This window comes from Haloferula luteola, from assembly GCF_014201715.1.
In the GTDB taxonomy this organism is placed as follows: Bacteria; Verrucomicrobiota; Verrucomicrobiia; order Verrucomicrobiales; family Akkermansiaceae; genus Haloferula; species Haloferula luteola.
Genome location: NZ_JACHFD010000011.1, coordinates 38,516 through 56,246, shown reverse-complemented (window position 1 = coordinate 56,246; position 17,731 = coordinate 38,516). Strand labels below are relative to the sequence as shown.

Sequence of the window (17,731 nt, the reverse complement as noted above, 5' to 3'; positions counted from 1 at the left end):
GCGGGGCGGATCAGATCGCGTCCGGACTCAGGGTGCCGACATAGGGCAAATTCCGGTATCGACCCTGATAGTCGAGTCCGTAGCCAATGACGAATTCATCGCCGATGACGAACCCCACATAGTCCGCCTCCACCTCGGCGTTGCGTTCTTTGTCCTTGGCCAGCAACACGGCGGTTTTCACCTGCGCGGCACCTTCCAATTTCAAGCGGTCGACTACGGCTCTCAAAGTGAGCCCAGTATCGAGAATGTCGTCCAGCACCAGCACCTGGCGGCCTTTCACCTCCGGGAGCTTGTGATCGAGGAAGTTCACCTGACCGGAACTCTCCATTCCTCCGTGGTAACTCGCCACATTGATGCACTCGATCTCCAGCATCCGCGGAATTCGCCTCGTCAAATCGGCCGCAAACACCAGGGCCCCTTTCAGCAAAACAACCACCTGAATCACCTCACCGGGAAAGTCCGATTCGATCCGCTTCGCGAGCACGTCCAGTCGCTTGTCGATCACGTCCTCAGCGATCAGCACCCGTTCGACATCCTGTTCCATTAGCGTTGGCGTTCGATGCGGTAAACCGTCGTACCCGGGCGGTACAAATTGAGGCGGTCCACCGCGTGAAGCTCAAGGTATTCCTGATCGTCCCGCATCGCGTCAAGGGCAGCCTGATGATCCTCTTTTTCGGCAATCACCTTTCGCTCCTGTTCGAGAATCTGCGCCAGCTCCAGCTCTTTCTCGTCAAGCTTGCGGCGCTGCGGCCACGCAGAAGCCACCGTGAGAGCCCCAATGGAAATGCCCAAAAGACACAAAATCACCCCGTTCATCCCACGGATCGCCTTCGTTTGCGCACGCAAACGGCTGATCTTGGCCCGGGGAGCTGGAGATTTCTTCGGCAACGACGGGGGGGTGATTAACAAATCCCAACTAAAACGGAAACAACTTTCCCTCTTTCCGTGGAGGAATGCGCACATCCGATCAAGCTCCACGCACCCCTTCCCTTGTCGGTCGTCCATCGTTGACCCACCTCCGAGCTGCACCTAATTCCTTTATTGCGACTTCGAAAAAGCGCATCCATCCACTGAACCTATGAAGGATCCCATTACCGTCTCGATCACCGGCGCCGCCGGTCAAATTGGTTACGCTCTTCTTTTCCGCATCGCTTCCGGCTCGGTTTTCGGACCCGATCAACCCGTCAACCTGCGCCTCATTGAAATCGAACCGGCGCTTCCCGCCCTGCAAGGGGTGGTGATGGAGCTCGACGATTGCGCGTTCCCACTGCTTCGCGAGATCGTTCCGACCTCGGATCTGGCCGAAGGCTTTCGCGGAGCCAATTGGGCACTTCTGGTCGGCTCCGTTCCCCGGAAAGCCGGCATGGAGCGCGGTGACCTACTCGGCATCAACGGCAAGATTTTCACCGGCCAAGGTCAGGCCATCGCCGCCAACGCAGCCTCGGATGTCCGCACTCTCGTCGTCGGCAATCCGTGCAACACCAACGCCCTCATCGCCATGGCCAATGCTGAGGGCATTCCGAACGAACGCTTCTTCGCCATGACCCGGCTCGATGAAAATCGCGCCAAGTCACAGCTCGCGGCAAAAGCTGGAGTCCATTCTTCCCAGGTCAGCAACCTTTGCATTTGGGGCAACCACTCGGCCACTCAGTATCCAGATTTCGTCCACGCCAAGATCGACGGCAAACCGGTCACTGAGGTGATTTCCGATCGCGCCTGGCTGGAAGGAGAATTCATCACCACCGTGCAGCAACGTGGTGCCGCCATCATCAAGGCCCGCGGCGCTTCCTCAGCGGCATCCGCCGCCAATGCCGCTCTCGATACGGTCATGGCCCTCAGCCAACCCACCGCTGAAGGGGATTGGCACAGCGTCGCCGTGTGCTCGAAGGGCGAATATGGCATTGAACCGGGATTGATCGCTTCCATGCCCATTCGCACCAAGGCGGATGGCTCGTGGGAAGTGGTCGAAGGCCTCGAAATCGATGCCTTCAGCCAAGCAAAAATCGATGCCACCATCGCCGAACTCAAAGAAGAACGAGAAGCCGTCAAGGACCTGATCCCTGGCTGACCCCTTCTCTCTTTCCGCGAAAAGTCACTAGCCCGGCTCTCTCCGTAGAGTCGGGCCTTTTCTTGCCTGGAAACCATCGATCCGGGTTGGACGTGATCCACCGGATACGCCAACCTCCCGCCGTGCCCGCACTTCTCACCATCGCTGATCGCACCTTCGACTCACGCCTCTTTCTCGGAACCGGGAAATTTTCGTCGAACGAATCCATGCGCGACGCCCTCGCTGCCTCAGGGACCTCAATCGTCACCGTCGCCCTACGGCGGGCAGACCTCTCGGGCAGCCATGATCCTTTCGCCAACATCCTCGATTTCATCGACTCCGAAAAGTACCTGCTACTTCCCAACACCAGCGGCGCGATGAATGCCGAGGAAGCGGTCCGCCTCGCTCGCCTCGCGGCGGCCGCGGGTCTGCCGAAATGGGTCAAACTCGAGATTCACCCGGATCCGACCTACCTCCTTCCCGATCCCATCGAAACCCTCAAAGCCGCGGAAACCCTCGTCAAAGAAGGGTTCACCGTTCTGCCATATATCAATGCCGATCCGGTCCTCGCCAAACGTCTTCAGGAAGTGGGAACCGCTACGGTGATGCCCCTCGGAGCGCCCATCGGATCGAACCGTGGGCTCGCCACTCGAGACCAACTCCGCATCATCATTGACCAAGCCACCGTCCCCGTCGTTGTCGACGCCGGCATCGGTGCCCCCAGTCACGCGGCCGAGGCAATGGAACTCGGTGCCGATGCTGTCCTCGTCAACACCGCCATTGCCATCGCCCCTGATCCCGTGCGCATGGCTCGCGCTTTTCGAGCAGCGGTCGAAGCCGGTCGAGAAGCCTTCGAAATCGGCCTGCCCGATATCCTGGACACCGCCAGTGCCACCAGCCCCATCGATGCGTTTCTTCATTCGTGAAGCGACTTCGGGTGCCTCGCTTTTCGCTGGCCCGCAGACCCGGCCCACACGAAGCTTCCGGCCATGTCTGATATTCGCATCACGCTGCACACTGACAAAGGTGACATCCAAGCCACGATGTTTGCCGACAAGGCCCCTCTGACGGTCGCCAACTTCCTCAACCTGGCCAAAAATGGCTACTACGATGGCGTTGCTTTCCACCGGGTCATCGATCGGTTCATGATCCAAGGAGGTGACCCCACCGGCACCGGCCGCGGGGGCCCAGGCTACAAATTTGCCGATGAATTTCACCCCGAGCTCCGCCACAACAAGCCGGGGATCTTCTCCATGGCGAACGCCGGGCCTGGCACCAATGGTTCGCAGTTCTTCATCACCCTCGTCCCCACCCCTTTCCTGGACAATCGCCACTCCGTCTTCGGTGAGGTGACCGAGGGCCAGGACGTCGTCGCCAACATCATCGGGAAGGTCAACACGGGCGAGCCGGGTTGCAAAGCCGACGGCAAGGGAGACGCCATCCGCTCAATCACGATCCTTGATGACACCACCGATCTCTTCGAATCACAGAAAGATCATATCGAACATTGGGACTCGATTTTAAAAAAATAACCCTCAGGTTTGGAAGTTTGTTTAACTTCTTCTGAAAGTCTCGAACCTTCTTAGGCCCTGAATTCTTCTCAGAATTCAGGGCTTTTTTGATGACCAAAATCCCGGATAATTGACTCATCCGGACATTTTCATCCCAATCGCTTCCCACGCGATCGCGTAGTCAGGGAAACTGAGGTTGATTCCCTATCAGATCGACCCAAGGCTCCAGACGTGTTCCGACTCCCCCGTTGGAACTTCCCCCCATCCCGGCATTTCCCGGCCGGATTTCCCCCACATCCCCCAAACCCCACCCCCCAAAAAAAGACACCCCCGTCCCCCCGTCCCCCGATGAAAGCAGCCCTGATCCTCTTTGGATGGGTCATGGTCTGCGGCCTCACCGCCGCTCGACCCACCCCCGAAACTCCGAGCTCCCCCGTCTCGGCCACCGCCCTTGGCGATGGAAGCGTGAAGAAGGAATCCGAATCCCCCGGAGATTCCGTCATCCTTCACGATGGCACCAACTGGACCATGGTTCCGCAGGGCGCTTTCTTGTTTTTCCCGGAAGCCCTCCAGACTCACATCGTCGATCGCCCCTTGGGCCGCCTGATGTCTTGGAAAGACTTCCTCCGCCGCAATCGCGATTGGATCCGAGCCGAGCGCATCACGCTCCAGCAAGCAGATGGATCCGCACCCTTGGATCCGCGGCGGCTCGACTACTTTACCCGCCAAACGCGGGCCATCGTAGCCGTAGCGCCGGAAACGCCAGTCATCGTCGCCCTCCAGGCTCCTCTGGACGGCACGGAAACCGCGCAACTCCGCTGATCGCATCCTTCTCGAGGTACCGGCCGGGTGAACGGGCTTTTTTCGCACAGCCTTGCCCCGGGCATCCGGCCGGTCCTCTCCCTCCTCCAGTCCACAGTGGACCTCCGCAGCCGGACGTGCATGCTGCGCCCGCCGCATGCTTTCCATCCAGAACCTCCGCGTCGAATTCGGTCCACGCATCCTCTTCGAAGACCTCTCCTTCACCGTTCAACCGAAGGAGCGAATCGCCTTCGCCGGCCACAATGGCGCAGGGAAGTCGACCCTGATGAAGTGCGTCGCTGGAGTCATCGAAGCGACCTCAGGAAAAATCGCCCACCCCAAAGGCTTTCAAATCGGGTATCTCCCTCAGGAGGGCATCCACGTCCACGGCTGTAGCTTGTGGGATGAAACCATGTCCGCTTTTGGCGAAGCCCTTAGCCTCCAGGAAAAGATCGACCGGCTCGCAGCGGAGCTTCCCAAGTTGGATCCTCGGTCCTCGCCCTATGCGGAGCTTCTGGAGGAAATCGGAGACCTCGAACTTCGCCTTGAAGCGGCCGATCCTGCCCGGCTCAAACCCCGCGCCGAATCCGTCCTTCAAGGCCTCGGCTTCAAACGCGAGGACTTCACCCGCGATTGCGGCGAATTCTCCGGGGGCTGGCAGATGCGCATCGCCATGGCCAAGCTGTTCCTTTCCGAGCCGGACATCCTCCTCCTCGACGAACCCACCAACCACCTCGACATCGAAAGCCAGCGTTGGGTCGAACAATATCTTCACGCCTATCCCGGTGCGATCCTGATCATTTCCCACGATCTTTCCCTCCTCGACGCCCTCTGCACCCGCACCATCGCCTTCCACCACGGGCGTGCTGAAGAATACTCTGGGAACTTCTCCTACTTTCTCCGGGAGTCGGTCCACCGCAAGGAAGTCCACCGCAAACGCTACGAAGCCCAGCAGCGGGAAATCGCCGAAACCAAACGCTTCATCGACCGCTTCCGCGCCTCCGCCAACAAGGCTTCCCTCGTCCAGTCTCGCATCAAACTGCTCGAAAAGATCGAACTCATTCCCGCGCCCGAGGACGATGATGCCGTGATGAGCTTCCGTTTCCCGCAACCGAAGCCCTCTGCTCACCTCGTCGCTCGTCTCTCCGCCGCCACGCAACGCTATGGTCCATTGACCGTCTTCGAGAACTTTGATTTTGAAATCAACCGTGGCGAAAAACTTGCGATTGTCGGCCCAAATGGAGCCGGCAAATCCACCTTTTGCCGCATGATCACCGGCCAGGAGGAGCCCATCTCCGGCAGCCACGAATTCGGCGGAAAGGTCGCGACTTCCTTCTTCTCTCAGACCCACGCTGACACTCTGGACCCCGAGAAAACCGTCCTCGAAACCATCGAGGAAGCCACCTCCCGCGAAATGGAAGGCCAAGCGCGCAACCTCCTCGGCTGCTTCCTTTTTCGCGGCGATGAAGTCTTCAAAAAAGTCGGCGTTCTCTCTGGTGGCGAACGCTCCCGCGTGGCCCTTGTTCGCATGCTCGTCCAGCCAGCAAACTTCCTGATCCTCGACGAACCGACCAACCACCTTGACGTTCAAAGTCAGGAAGTCCTCCAAAACGCCCTCCGCGACTACGAAGGGACCGTCATCATCGTCTCCCACAACCGATCGTTCCTCGATCCCTTGGTTTCCAAGACCCTTGAATTCCGGCCAGGTCACTCTCCCCGTCCCTTCGCCGGGAATATCTCCTACTATCTGGAAAAAACCGCTGAAGAATCCACAGCGTCGACAGGTCCCTCCACCAAGCCTGCCTTGGCATCTTCGGTGAGTGCCTCAGCTCCTTCCGGCAATCGCAAAGAGCAGCGCAAACAGGAAGCCGAGCTCCGGCAGAAAAAAGCCAAACTGCTCAAACCCCTTGAGTCCGAATTGGAACAACTCGAAACTCGGATCGCAGAACTCGAAGGAGCTCAGGCCACTTTGACCCAGGCGCTTTCCAGCGACGACGTGGCAGCAGATCCCGACAAGCTTCGGCAAACGGCCAACGCCGTGCAACAACTCACCGACAAACTCGAAATGGCCTACTCCCGCTGGGGGGAACTTTCCGACCAAATCGAAAAAGTCCAAGCCGAGCTGGAAGCCTAAAGACCGGTCCCCCATCGCTTCTCGATACTTTTGGGAATGCCTGGGTCACGCGGACCTCGTATCGCCATGCGCTTGTTTCTCGCCTCCCTGCTCCTCCTCGGTTCCGTTCACGCCGAAACCCTCGCTGAAAAACTTGAGGCTCGATCGGCCGAAGCCGACAAGCAGGGAGATCCCGCCGTCCGCCGCGAGTTTGCCAAAGGCATCGAAGCCGTCGCCGCATCCGGAATTCTCGACCGTGCTCTTCAAGTCGGGGACACCGCCCCGGATTTCACTCTAAAAAACGCTCTCGGCCAAGAAGTCCAACTATCCAAAGAACTTACCCAGGGTCCCGTGGTCCTGACATGGTACCGCGGCGGATGGTGCCCCTACTGCAACATCGCGCTAGCGGCCCTGCAGGAGAAACTTCCTGAAATTCGCCGTGCCGGGGCGCAACTCATCGCACTCACTCCCGAACTTCCGGACAAATCCCTTAGCACCGCGGAAAAAAACCACCTCGAGTTCCAAGTTCTCACCGACCTCAATCATCAGGTCGCCAAAACCTACGGGATCGCCTTTGAACTCACTCCCACCGTTCGCGAACTCTACCAAAAGTTCTTCGACCTCACCGAATTCAATGGCGCCGAAGCCGGCCATGCCACCCTTCCACTCGCCGCCACCTACATCATCGGCCAGGATGGCAAAATCCAGTGGGCTTTCCTCGATGCCGATTACCGCAAGCGCGCGGAACCCGCTGACATCGTGGCTTTCTTGAAAAAACCCGCCGAGTGATTCGCTCCGCGCACCCCACGTGCGCCCCCCCTCACCTCCCCCCACCTCCGGCATCAGGATAAGCCGTGCCCCTGGCTCGGTCAGATCCGCAGCGCCCCCTCCCAGTTGCCCTCGCGCAAAACTTCTCCCTCTCCCGGGCATTTCCCTTTCAATTCCCGGAAAATCCCTTTTCTTCCCGGCCATGGTTCCGCCGCCTTCCCGCACCACGGCTGCCAAGCCGAAAAAGTCTCAAAACTCTTGGTCCCCCGAGCAGTCCTCCGACCTCTATGGAGTCGAAGCGTGGGGCCATGGCTTCTTCGGAGTCAATAAACACGGACACGTCACTGTCCGCCTTCCCGAAGACGAAGGCGGTTCAAAGAAGAAGGACATCTCCCTCCACGAAATTGTGGAAGGCCTCCGTGACCGAGGCACCGACCTGCCTGTCCTCCTGCGATTCCGAGACCTCCTCCATTCTCGCATCGCCGAACTCAACGAATCCTTCCGCGAGGCCATCAAGACCACCGGATATCACGGAGAATACCGCGGCGTCTATCCCATCAAGGTCAACCAACAACGCCAGGTCATCGAGGAAATCTCCGAATTCGGGAAAAAATACCACTACGGCCTCGAGGCCGGCTCCAAGCCCGAACTCATTGCCGCGCTGTCGCACATGCACGACACCGAGGCCTACATCGTCTGCAACGGCTACAAGGATGAGGAATTCATCGACCTCGCCCTGCACGCCCAAAAAATGGGCCTCAAGGTCATGCTCGTCCTGGAGATGCCGACCGAACTTGAGCTGGTTCTCGAGCGCTCCCGCAAACTCGGAGTTCTGCCGAACCTCGGAGTTCGCGTCCGTCTTTCCACCCGTGGCTCCGGTCACTGGCAGGAAAGCGCCGGCGACAAATCCGTCTTCGGACTTTCCGCCAGCCAAGTCATCGCCGTCGTCGATCGACTCAAGGAGACCGGCTACCTCGGCTGTCTGAAAATGCTCCACTACCACCAAGGGAGCCAAATCCCCAACATCGCGGCCATTCGTGAGGGGGCCACCGAGGTCACCCGCATGTACTGCGATCTCGTCAAAGAAGGCGCTCCCATGGGAGTCCTCGACATGGGCGGCGGCATGGCCATCGACTACGATGGCTCTCACACCAACTTCCAATCCTCCTGCAACTACTCGGTCCTCGAATACTGCACCGACGTGATCGAAACCATCATGCAGGTTTGCGACAAAGCCGGAGTCACCCACCCCAACCTGATTTCCGAGTCCGGCCGCGCCATTGTGGCCTACTACTCCGTGCTCGTCTTCAACATCCTCGACGTCTCGACCGTCCAAACCACTGAGGAAGCTCCTCCTGTTCCCGAGAACGCGCCGCAAAACCTACTGAACCTCATTCACGTCAACAAAGACCTCTCCAAACGCAATCTCCAGGAGTGCTTCAACGACGCCGTCTACTATCGGGATCAAGTCCGCGCCCAGTTCTTCTACGGCGCCGCCACCTTGCGGGAACGCGGCCTCGCCGAGGCTTGGTTCTGGCACATCATGACGCGCATTTCCAAGCTCCTCCAGGAACTCGACGTGATTCCTGAGGATCTCCGCGAACTCTCTGACAGCCTCGTCGACTTCTACTACGGGAATTTCAGTTTGTTCCAATCGCTTCCCGATTCATGGGCGATCAAACAGCTCTTCCCCGTCATGCCCATTCATCGCCTCGAAGAGCGCCCGCGCCAGCGCGCGGTACTTGCCGACATCACCTGCGATTGTGACGGCAAAATCGATCGCTTCATCGACCGCGAGGATGTCGCCAAGGTCCTGCCCCTCCACGCCCTCAAGCCCGATGAACCCTACTACGTCGGGGTCTTTCTCGTGGGTGCCTATCAAGAAACTCTGGGGGATCTCCACAACCTCCTTGGCGACACCAACGTCGTCGGTGTTCACCTCGAAGAAGGCAAACCTGTCTACACTCACGAAGTGGAAGGTGACACCGTCGCAGACGTTCTTTCCTACGTCGAATACGACCCCAAGGAACTCGTCACCCGCTTCCGCGGCTTTGCCGAGAAAGCCGTCACCCAAGGTCGCATCAGCCCCAAGGAACGCCGGGAGGTCATGGATTTATTCCGCACCAACCTCAACGGCTACACCTACTTCGAGAGCTAAATCGAAGGTGCCCCACCGCTGCGATCGACGAGGTCGCAGCGAATTCTCCCTTGAAGCCGTCGATCACTTCCCCTTCGCCAAGCTCAGGGAAAACACCACCACTCCGGCCACCGCCCCACCGACGATCACCTGCCAGAACCCTGGCATCACCATGACCTCTCGGGGCGGGTTCATGCCGAAGATCGCCACCAAAGTGGCCAGCGGGAAAAAGAACGCCACCAGCCGATTCAACCGGCGCGCTTCCATCCCAGCAGCATGGGCCGCGCACGCTTGACGCTCCCCACTCATCGCCAGCGAAAAGTCCATCCCCGCCTTCGCATCCCCGGTGGCGAGATCGATCGCACGCTCCAAATCGATCGCCCGGTCACGCAAAACAATCAGTCGGCGCTCATCGGACCGTGCTTTCCGGGCCCCTTCCATCACCGTCAGCAGGTTTCTGGTGGCCCGCAGCAAAGGCTGTGCCCGCCTCATCACCGCAAAATACTCCTGCGGCTCTTGCGCGGCTTCCCCATCGGTGTCCACGGCATGGATGGCCGTGGCGTAGCTCTTGAGGTGCTCTTCCAAGGCCGCCAGGCCACCGGGGCCGGGATGACTCTTCCACGTTCCGTCCGGCAAGGACCACAAAAGAAACGGTCGACGCAATTCATCATCTTCCGGCTGCGGAACTTCATGAAGAATCAGCAACAGATGCCCATCCTCGTCCATCCACCGCTGACGCCCCGCCTCATCTCCCAAGCGGCGACGAATCGAAACCGGCAAATCCCAGGTCTTCGGCACGAATGGCAAAGAGCGTCTTTCCACATCCCCATCCTGCCACGCCGAGACCTCTCCCGTCAGTCGGATTCTACGCTCGGCCCCATTTTCTGCTAGAAGGCAAGACCCTCACTTCCATCAGTTCGGTTCGCCAGCAGGAAAAATTTCGTCCACGGCGGTTTCCTCGTGAGCATCCATCCACCGATCCATCGCCGCTTTCATCGGGGCTAAAACTTCAGGCCTCTGCGCCGCTAGATCCACCATCGCATCCGGATCTTCGGCCGTGTGAAAGAGCTGATAGTGCCGCCCACCGCTGCGAGTCGGAGTCATCACCAACTTCCATTGTCCCGTGCGCAGGCAACGCTGCTTCGCATCCACCACTGGCTGGCGGTACTCCGCTTTCATCACAAACTGATGATTGAAGGACGGATCGATCGTGGTGAGCTCGTCCATCGGTGGCAAGAGCGGCCGCTCGATCCCGGCGACGTGGAATTGAATGAAAGGAAACTGGGTTTCTCCGAAATAGGGTCGGTCCTGAGGGGTGCCCGTCCCGCGAATCCAAGGCATCAAACTCTGTCCTTCCCACCGCTCGGGTTTTTCTGCGCCAGCGAAATCAGCCAAGGTCGGAGCAATATCCAGTGTCCTCACTTGCTCCGTGAAACGGCCTCCGGAAGTTCCAGGAACGCGAATCACCAAAGGGATGTGAAACCCCTGATCTCCCCCAGCAAAGGTCAGCCCATGGCCCAGAGTCACCTTTGGCTCATAGAGATCATCCCCATGGTCCGCGGAAAGCACCACGATCGTATCGTTCTCCAACCCATTCTCCGCGAGAGCTTTCAAAATGCGTCCAAAACAATCATCGAACTGCCGAGTGCATCCATCATAGAGCGCTCGAATCTGCCGTGCTTCCTTCTCCGGCAAAGCTTTCCATTTCTGTTCGAGATCGGTTCCGCCAATGAACTCATCAATGTCGAAATCGACCCCTGATTTGTTCGGTCCCTCGTAGTTTGGATCCGCAAACATGCTGCAGTACGGCTCCGCCGACCGATAAGGAAGGTGATTGCAGGAGAAAAACACGTTCATGAAGAACGGCCGGTCAGACGCCGACTGCTGCCGTAGCAGCTTTTCCACACGACCTGTCACCACCTCAGGAGTCACAAATGAGGCAAACGATTGGATCTGAGGAAACAGTTGATAACCCAGTTCGTTGTCAAAGTAGAGAGGCACCACAAAGTGAGCCATCATCACAGCCTGCGTCATGTAGATCCGAAAATTGTCGAAACTTGAGACCCGGATATCGTCGAAGCCCAGGGGAGCCACATCGAAAAATCCGGCACACCAATCCCCGATGGCGAATGTCTGATAGCCGCGAGCCTCAAGCACTTCTGCCACGGGAATCGTCGATTGCTGCATCGCCTCCACTTCCTCCCGCGGGGGGAACATTTGGCGAATGCCGTGCGTGTGTGGATACGACGAGGTCATCGTCGAGATGTTCGACTCCAACGTGGAACCCATCGGCGTCCGGCATTGGAGAAACTGATAGGCGTCGGATGCCCACTGGTCGATGTGAGGAGAGACTCCCTGCGCGGCAAGACCGTCCGATCGTTGAGGCCGATATCCGGCAAACCCCAACTTATCGCCACGCAATGAGTCCGAACCAATGATCAACACATTCGGAGCGCGATTTCCTCCCGCCATCGGGGCTGCCGAAACTCGCCATGCGCGACCCAAATGCATCACCCCTGACCCCACCGCCGCGACCAAAATCAATCCCACACCCCAGCGGCGTACCCACGCCACCCTGCGCGCCCAGGAAATCGCTGCCAGAACCACTCCCACCCAAGGCAAAGCGACAAAAACCAAGCCGTGGATCACGGGCCGCCAGGATTCCGGAGGAAGCTGCAGCCAACGCTCATATCCCCCCCCGAAATGACCCTCCCCCATGAAATACGGACGCGACCAAATCAGCCGAAACATGAAGTAACCATGGATGGCCCAAACCGCCACGAGGGTCAGTGCCGCGGTCTTCACCAAGGGGGCTCGTCCACGGGCAAACCGTCTCATCAACGGAAACAACAACAACCATGCCGCCACGCCCAATAGCAGATAGGCGACCCCCACCCGAAGATTCTGTGCGATCAGAAACGACAGATATTCCGACACCGCCAGCTTACTGAACTTGCTGTCCATGCTGCCCGTATTCGAACTCAACCGGAACAGTGCGATGCCATACTGGATGACGAGAAACAGCCCGATGCCCAAGGCCACCGCCCAGCCTGCCCGCCGGTCGCTCACCCTCTCCCTACAATTTTCGTTCTCCATGTGCCTCAGGAGGGATCGGTCGAGATCACCCAATTGTCACTGACCAATCGGTCAATATAGACCCCACGGATCGATCCCGCGTTCTCCGGAACCCGCAACCTCAGCACCAGGGCCACCTTCATGCCCTGATTGGCCACGATCATTTGACGGAAAAATTGATCCAGCGGCTCCCCGCGCTTCACGTAGCCAATCAAATAATCGGAGGAGTCGCGGGTCGTCAGCAGATACCCTGACCACTCCTCTTCATTCTGGAATTCAAAGGCATAGAGATTCCCCAAATCCGGTTCCAGATAGATGCGGAAGTCCATTCCGTCATTCTCAGGGCGCTTTTCGATGAAATCCTCCCACTCCATCGGCTGGTAACACACGAAGGTTTCCCAATCGACTTTCACCTGCCCATCGGGATCCGCATCCACCAATAAGGTCCTCGTGACTTCCTGTTGATCAATGTATTCCACCCTCCAGAACACATGTTTCCCCCTTTGCATCACCGGGGACACCCCGCCAAAGAAACTCATCGGCGGGGTTTGGATGGGATATCGCGAGACCCAATCGTGCACCAATGGGGCGACCCGCTCCGGCTCCCGAATCAACGGCAACCAATCATCTGCCGAATCCGCCGCCACAAAATCCGTCACCAACTGGCGAATCTTTGCCACAAATGCTGCCGCTTCCTTATCCGCCTCTTTGTCCTCAGCGATCTTTTCCATCGCCGCATGGCGAGCAATTTCCGTTTCCTGCTCACCCGCAGGACGACGTAGGAAAAACACCGAGACGCCGATCGCGGTCGCCAGCAAAATGAAGATCGCGACGAACCACCCGTGCGGCACAGCCGATTTCCGGCCCTCCGCCTCTTTCCACTCTGCCTCTGGATCCATTTCCACCCGGCCATCTTCAAGGAGCACCGAAACATCCGGCTCCTTCTCGCGTCGCGCCGCACCCTCTCCTTCCCGCTCCAGCCGGGTCACCTTCGGTGACAATTTCGGCATCGGTGCCGAATCCACCTTCACCGCCTTATTGCCCTCCAAACGAAGCACTTCTTCCGATTCCTCGGAATCTTCCTCGACGAGTCTCAGCTCGACATCTCGATGCGGTTTTCGGTCTGACATCCGGCGCAAACAAACCTGCATTTGCGATTCGACGCAATACCCCTCGCACCTCTAAATCCCTGCGCCGGCTCCCCATGTCGCCTCGAATCCTCATTCTCACTGCCGCTTTCGGCGAAGGTCACAACAGCGCAGCCAAGCACCTTGCCCTTGCGCTGGAAGAGCTTGGCGCGGTTTCCCGCGTCGAAGACCCTTGCATGCTCGGTGCCCCTGTCACGACGCGAGCACTTTCCAAGGGATATCGTTTGGTCACCACTTACTCGCCGAAACTTTGGGAAGTCCTCTACAAACATACCGGTGATGTCGATTTCTCCAAACAGCGCATGCCGCTCATGCGCCGCCCGGAAAACCTCGTCGAAGACCTCATCCGAGACTTTGCGCCTGACGCCATCGTCAGCACCTATCCTCTCTATCCCTATTTTCTCGACCGCATCTTCAAGGCCCGTGGAAAGCGAATTCCCGCCTACACCGTGGTCACCGACTCCATCGAGGTCAATCCAGCTTGGACTCAGGGCCCGGCCGATGCCTGGCTCGTCACGGATTCCGATACTCGTGCCTCCATGGTGCAGGCTGGCATCCCCGCTCAAAAAATCGTCGAAACCGGTTTTCCCGTGCATCCCTCCTTCTCCCGGCTTCCTCGTCGCCCGGTGGAAGACCCCTGCGATCCCTTTGACGTCATCTACTTCACCACCTCGAAGGTTCCCCACGTCCGCCGCATCGCTAAAGCCGTCCTTCACGCCTCCCCTCGGACCCGCATCACCCTCATTCTCGGAAAAAATGTCCGCCTGCTCTATCGCAAGGCGCACGAAATCCAATCCCGCTTTCCCGGCCGCGTCATGCTTAAGGGATGGACCCGCCGGGTGCCTCAGCTTCTCAGCTCCCATCATTTGGTCATCGGCAAGGCCGGAGGCGCCACCGTCCACGAGTCCATCGCTGCCTGCTGCCCGATGCTCGTCCACCACCTCGTCCCCGGTCAGGAAGAGGGTAATTTGGAGCTCCTCCGACGCATCGGCGGCGGGGACTACGCACCCGGCCCCGAAGCCATCCGCAGCCAACTCACTCGCCTGCTAGAAAACGATGCCGCCGCATGGCGCGACATGAAGCAAGCCCTCGAAAATCACGGACGTCACGACGGCGCCCTCGCCGCAGCCCGCTTCGTCCTCGACCGTCTACCCATCACTTGAGGGGCGAGATCGTCCCTTTTCTAGCGGCCTTTCGATCCGTCCGATCGGGGCAAGAGACTCCCGCTGAACGACTGGACTCTTGAGGCCACGCTTTTTTCGGCCAACTTCTTTCCATTTCCGGTGGAAGGACTACCATGGTGCACCTGTGATTTTGGCCCTTTCCTCCCTGTTCCTTTACCCCTTCCTCGCCGTTCTCGGCTTTTGGGGGCTGGGTTTGGGCCTCTATTTCCTCCTCAAACACCGTGCCGAGCGACAACTGCGCGAGGCGGAACATCCGGACAGCCTCACCAGCGAGGAGCTTCTCGACGAACTCCGCCACGGCTTCATCCAGCGCCGCAAGGTCACCGTGAGGACCCACACGGAATACCTCCCCTTCCTCATCGAGCGCATTCGCGAAACCATCGATCGCGGATTGGGTGACGATCAGGTCCAGTCGCTCCTCGAGCGCATCGATCTTCACAAACCCGGAACTCACCAGAAGGCGATGTTTCCCATCGAATGCGACGGCATCAGCAGCGATCTGATGCTCGAGTGGATACGGGATTCCGCCGACCGCATTGAGCTGACGATTTGGGCCATGCGCCCCGTTGCCAAGGCCGTCAAAAAATTTGCCGCCGGGATTCCCCGCGCGATTCCTAACCGCGACGCCGCCAATCGTCTTCAGGATTAGCTTACCGTGAGGCTTGCGGGTCCCCGGGTCGGCGTTGAGACTGGACGCATGCCCGAGGAGACCACCGCCCACCCCGTCGAAGCGCTGCTGCGCGCGGTGGAAGCGGATGATCAGAGCGCTGTTCTGGCGATCGCCTCGGAGATTCACTACGCCGACCTTGCCCAAGCCTATCAAGACTTGGACGAAGAACGGCATCCGGTGTTTCTCAAATCGATCGGCCCGGAACTCGCCGCCGATATGCTGGTCGAACTGCCGGAATCGATGATCGAGGAAGCCCTCGACCACTTCCGTCCTGCCGAGCTGAAAGTCCTTTTCCGCGAACTCTCGGACGATGACCGGGTCGACATGCTCCAAGCTGTAGGAGATGAAGCTCGGCTGCGCTATCTCGGGCTGCTCGGCCCGGAAGATGAAGAGCTCACCCGCAGCCTGCTGCGCTACGAATACGACACCGCCGGCGGTCGGATGACCACCCGCTTCGGCCGTCTGTTCGCCAGCATGACGGTCAAGCAAGCCATCGAATACCTGCGTCGCGATCAGGACAACACCGAGACCCTCTCCCGCATCTTCGTGGTCGATGCCAAAGGCCATCTCATTGGGCGCGTGCGCCTCCGCGACCTTGCTTTCAACACCTGGGATACCCCGATCCGCGATATCATGGCGGAAGTCGGCTCCGAGCAACGGGTGCTCGCCACCGCCGACCAGGAAGAAGCGGCCAATATCCTCCTGAAATACGACTTGGTCGTGCTCCCGGTCATTGATGAATTTGACCATCTCCTGGGAATCATCACTCACGACGATGCGATGGAAATCCTTCAGGAAGAAAGCACGGAGGACTTCGAACGCTTCGGCGGGATTGCAGGGGATCAGGACGAGGCCACCTATCTGAATACTCCGACTTTCAGCCATTTTCGACGCCGTGCTGGCTGGTTGGTGGGATTGGCCTTTGTTTCCATCGTGTCGGGTTACGTCATGATGCGATTTGGCAGTGTTCTCAGCCAGGCCTTCGTCCTCTCGCTCTTCCTACCGATGGTCGTCGCAGCCGGGGGCAATTCCGGCGGACAGGCCACCACCATGGTCATTCGAGCCATGTCGCTCAACGAGTTGATCCAAGGCACCGGAACCCGGGTGGCGTGGAAAGAGCTTCGCACTGGCTTCCTGCTTGGGCTATTGCTGGGAATCTGCATGGCCCTGTTCACAGCATTCATTCTTCCCGCCTTCAGCCCCGGATTGCCGGCGGGCATCGGCTACCCACGGCTCGCCCTCTCCGTCGCCGTGGCCCTCACAGCGCAGGTCACATCCGCCACTTTTCTCGGCTCGCTTTTGCCCTTTGGCGCCCGCGCCATGAAACTCGATCCCGCGGTGGTTTCGGCCCCCGCCATCGCCGCTATCGTAGACGTTTCGGGGATGGTCATCTACTTCTCCGTCGTCCGCACCCTCCTCGGCCTCTGATCCTATGAGAGAACTCAAAGACGGCATCCGCTCTGAAGTCCGGCTCGATTGGATGGGCCGTGTCCACAAACGCTTTCGCGGCACCGATGCAGACCAACGATACGCCGTTGAGGTCAAAGTCCTTCGAACCCTTGAAGAACGCGGCTGCCCCTATGTCCCACGGCTTCTTGAAGAGCATCCCGAGGAGCTCTATTTCGTCACCACATCCTGTGGCGAACCCGCCACGACCATCAGCAAGGAAAAGGCCGCCATGCTCTTTGCCGATCTGGAAACACACTATGGCGTCCGTCACCTCGATGCCGAACGCCGCAATGTCACCTACAACTCCAAAGCCGGTCGCTTCTGCCTCATCGATTTCGAGCTCGCCGAGATCCTTCCTGATCCTCGCACCGATCCCTGACATCACGGATCCGAAGTCGCGCGAATCTCATTGATTCCGCATGAAATCAGCCACTTGGGCGAAAAAGGGCACGAGAACCCTCTGCGCCTCAGCGCTCACCTTGGTTTCCTCCATGGCGGATTCCATCAAACTCAGCCAACGATCCCGCTCGGCCTCCCCAATCGAAAAGGGCATGTGCCTCATCCGCAGTCGAGGATGCCCGCGCTTGAGCTGATACATAGGATCCCCCAACAGACGGAACTTCAGGAAATCCCGCAGTCGCTCCTCCGCCCCCTCCAGATCCGAAGAAGGATACATCGGGCCCAGCAAATCATCGCCCGGCACTCTGCGGTAGAAAGCCGCCACCAGGGCATCCAATCCCTCTCGATCCAGCTCCCGCGCCACGACCTGCTCCAATGTTTCCATGCCTCGGCATAGTGCCTGCAAACTCCACTGGCAACCCTCCCTGA

17 protein-coding genes are annotated in these 17,731 nt (G+C 58.9%); 11 read left to right on the top strand and 6 right to left on the bottom strand.

The window, feature by feature from the left end:
- Nucleotides 1-10: 10 nt before the first annotated feature.
- Both hpt and HNR46_RS11775 read right to left on the bottom strand, forming a co-directional pair.
- Entirely contained in the window at nucleotides 11-544 is a 534-nt protein-coding gene (hpt, locus tag HNR46_RS11780; protein WP_184019022.1) for a hypoxanthine phosphoribosyltransferase, read from the bottom strand.
- Nucleotides 544-816, bottom strand: a complete 273-nt coding sequence (locus HNR46_RS11775; protein WP_184019020.1) for an FtsB family cell division protein — start codon at nucleotides 814-816, stop codon at nucleotides 544-546. Before HNR46_RS11775 ends, hpt begins: the two co-directional genes overlap by 1 nt.
- 262 nt (nucleotides 817-1,078) lie before the next feature.
- Here HNR46_RS11775 and HNR46_RS11770 point away from each other — a divergent pair, with 262 nt between their 5' ends.
- From HNR46_RS11770 to speA, 7 genes are all read left to right on the top strand, one after another.
- On the top strand, nucleotides 1,079-2,068 hold the full coding sequence (locus HNR46_RS11770; protein WP_184019018.1) for a malate dehydrogenase: 990 nt from the start codon (nucleotides 1,079-1,081) through the stop codon (nucleotides 2,066-2,068).
- Nucleotides 2,069-2,190: 122 nt separating this feature from the next.
- Complete coding sequence (locus HNR46_RS11765; protein ID WP_184019016.1) at nucleotides 2,191-2,973, top strand: thiazole synthase; 783 nt, start codon at nucleotides 2,191-2,193, stop codon at nucleotides 2,971-2,973.
- A gap of 63 nt (nucleotides 2,974-3,036) precedes the next feature.
- Nucleotides 3,037-3,579 (top strand): peptidylprolyl isomerase, encoded by a 543-nt coding sequence (locus HNR46_RS11760; RefSeq protein WP_184019014.1) that lies wholly within the window; start codon nucleotides 3,037-3,039, stop codon nucleotides 3,577-3,579.
- Nucleotides 3,580-3,906: 327 nt separating this feature from the next.
- The gene (locus HNR46_RS11755) at nucleotides 3,907-4,380 is read left to right on the top strand and encodes a hypothetical protein (RefSeq protein ID WP_184019012.1); all 474 of its coding nucleotides are present in this window, start codon (nucleotides 3,907-3,909) and stop codon (nucleotides 4,378-4,380) included.
- Between the two features lie 136 nt (nucleotides 4,381-4,516).
- On the top strand, nucleotides 4,517-6,493 hold the full coding sequence (locus tag HNR46_RS11750) for an ABC-F family ATP-binding cassette domain-containing protein (protein WP_184019010.1): 1,977 nt from the start codon (nucleotides 4,517-4,519) through the stop codon (nucleotides 6,491-6,493).
- Between the two features lie 66 nt (nucleotides 6,494-6,559).
- A complete protein-coding gene (locus tag HNR46_RS11745) occupies nucleotides 6,560-7,261 on the top strand; it encodes a peroxiredoxin-like family protein (protein ID WP_184019008.1) in 702 nt (233 codons plus the stop codon).
- A gap of 181 nt (nucleotides 7,262-7,442) precedes the next feature.
- Nucleotides 7,443-9,398 (top strand): biosynthetic arginine decarboxylase, encoded by a 1,956-nt coding sequence (gene speA / locus HNR46_RS11740; RefSeq protein WP_184019006.1) that lies wholly within the window; start codon nucleotides 7,443-7,445, stop codon nucleotides 9,396-9,398.
- 63 nt (nucleotides 9,399-9,461) lie between these two features.
- Here speA and HNR46_RS11735 read toward each other — a convergent pair whose 3' ends face one another.
- The 3 genes from HNR46_RS11735 to HNR46_RS11725 form a co-directional block, all read right to left on the bottom strand.
- Entirely contained in the window at nucleotides 9,462-10,175 is a 714-nt protein-coding gene (locus HNR46_RS11735) for a hypothetical protein (RefSeq protein ID WP_184019004.1), read from the bottom strand.
- Nucleotides 10,176-10,289: 114 nt separating this feature from the next.
- The gene (locus HNR46_RS11730) at nucleotides 10,290-12,473 is read right to left on the bottom strand and encodes a sulfatase family protein (protein WP_184019002.1); all 2,184 of its coding nucleotides are present in this window, start codon (nucleotides 12,471-12,473) and stop codon (nucleotides 10,290-10,292) included.
- A 5-nt stretch (nucleotides 12,474-12,478) separates the two neighbouring features.
- Nucleotides 12,479-13,582 carry a hypothetical protein gene (locus HNR46_RS11725; RefSeq protein WP_184019000.1) on the bottom strand — a complete coding sequence of 368 codons (1,104 nt, stop codon included), beginning with the start codon at nucleotides 13,580-13,582 and terminating at the stop codon, nucleotides 12,479-12,481.
- Nucleotides 13,583-13,656: 74 nt separating this feature from the next.
- On the opposite strand from HNR46_RS11725, the gene HNR46_RS11720 reads away from it, so the two are divergent.
- The 4 genes from HNR46_RS11720 to HNR46_RS11705 all read left to right on the top strand — a co-directional run bounded on the left by HNR46_RS11720 (nucleotide 13,657) and on the right by HNR46_RS11705 (nucleotide 17,282).
- The gene (locus tag HNR46_RS11720; RefSeq protein WP_184018998.1) at nucleotides 13,657-14,763 is read left to right on the top strand and encodes an MGDG synthase family glycosyltransferase; all 1,107 of its coding nucleotides are present in this window, start codon (nucleotides 13,657-13,659) and stop codon (nucleotides 14,761-14,763) included.
- A 145-nt stretch (nucleotides 14,764-14,908) separates the two neighbouring features.
- A complete protein-coding gene (locus HNR46_RS11715; protein ID WP_184018996.1) occupies nucleotides 14,909-15,433 on the top strand; it encodes a hypothetical protein in 525 nt (174 codons plus the stop codon).
- A 48-nt stretch (nucleotides 15,434-15,481) separates the two neighbouring features.
- Nucleotides 15,482-16,882 (top strand): magnesium transporter, encoded by a 1,401-nt coding sequence (gene mgtE, locus HNR46_RS11710; protein ID WP_184018995.1) that lies wholly within the window; start codon nucleotides 15,482-15,484, stop codon nucleotides 16,880-16,882.
- 4 nt (nucleotides 16,883-16,886) lie between these two features.
- A complete protein-coding gene (locus HNR46_RS11705; protein ID WP_184018993.1) occupies nucleotides 16,887-17,282 on the top strand; it encodes a BUD32 family EKC/KEOPS complex subunit in 396 nt (131 codons plus the stop codon).
- 27 nt (nucleotides 17,283-17,309) lie between these two features.
- Here HNR46_RS11705 and HNR46_RS11700 read toward each other — a convergent pair whose 3' ends face one another.
- Nucleotides 17,310-17,687, bottom strand: a complete 378-nt coding sequence (locus HNR46_RS11700; RefSeq protein ID WP_184018992.1) for a globin domain-containing protein — start codon at nucleotides 17,685-17,687, stop codon at nucleotides 17,310-17,312.
- Nucleotides 17,688-17,731 lie beyond the last annotated feature (44 nt).

Bases quoted from the DNA above. Each gene is read 5' to 3' on its own strand.
- hpt (WP_184019022.1), bottom strand. From the start codon at position 544: ATGGAACAGGATGTCGAACGGGTGCTGATCGCTGAGGACGTGATCGAC.
- HNR46_RS11775 (WP_184019020.1), bottom strand. From the start codon at position 816: ATGAACGGGGTGATTTTGTGTCTTTTGGGCATTTCCATTGGGGCTCTC.
- HNR46_RS11770 (WP_184019018.1), top strand. From the start codon at position 1,079: ATGAAGGATCCCATTACCGTCTCGATCACCGGCGCCGCCGGTCAAATT.
- HNR46_RS11760 (WP_184019014.1), top strand. From the start codon at position 3,037: ATGTCTGATATTCGCATCACGCTGCACACTGACAAAGGTGACATCCAA.
- HNR46_RS11755 (WP_184019012.1), top strand. From the start codon at position 3,907: ATGAAAGCAGCCCTGATCCTCTTTGGATGGGTCATGGTCTGCGGCCTC.
- HNR46_RS11750 (WP_184019010.1), top strand. From the start codon at position 4,517: ATGCTTTCCATCCAGAACCTCCGCGTCGAATTCGGTCCACGCATCCTC.
- HNR46_RS11745 (WP_184019008.1), top strand. From the start codon at position 6,560: ATGCGCTTGTTTCTCGCCTCCCTGCTCCTCCTCGGTTCCGTTCACGCC.
- speA (WP_184019006.1), top strand. From the start codon at position 7,443: ATGGTTCCGCCGCCTTCCCGCACCACGGCTGCCAAGCCGAAAAAGTCT.
- HNR46_RS11730 (WP_184019002.1), bottom strand. From the start codon at position 12,473: ATGGAGAACGAAAATTGTAGGGAGAGGGTGAGCGACCGGCGGGCAGGC.
- HNR46_RS11725 (WP_184019000.1), bottom strand. From the start codon at position 13,582: ATGTCAGACCGAAAACCGCATCGAGATGTCGAGCTGAGACTCGTCGAG.
- HNR46_RS11720 (WP_184018998.1), top strand. From the start codon at position 13,657: ATGTCGCCTCGAATCCTCATTCTCACTGCCGCTTTCGGCGAAGGTCAC.
- mgtE (WP_184018995.1), top strand. From the start codon at position 15,482: ATGCCCGAGGAGACCACCGCCCACCCCGTCGAAGCGCTGCTGCGCGCG.
- HNR46_RS11705 (WP_184018993.1), top strand. From the start codon at position 16,887: ATGAGAGAACTCAAAGACGGCATCCGCTCTGAAGTCCGGCTCGATTGG.
- HNR46_RS11700 (WP_184018992.1), bottom strand. From the start codon at position 17,687: ATGGAAACATTGGAGCAGGTCGTGGCGCGGGAGCTGGATCGAGAGGGA.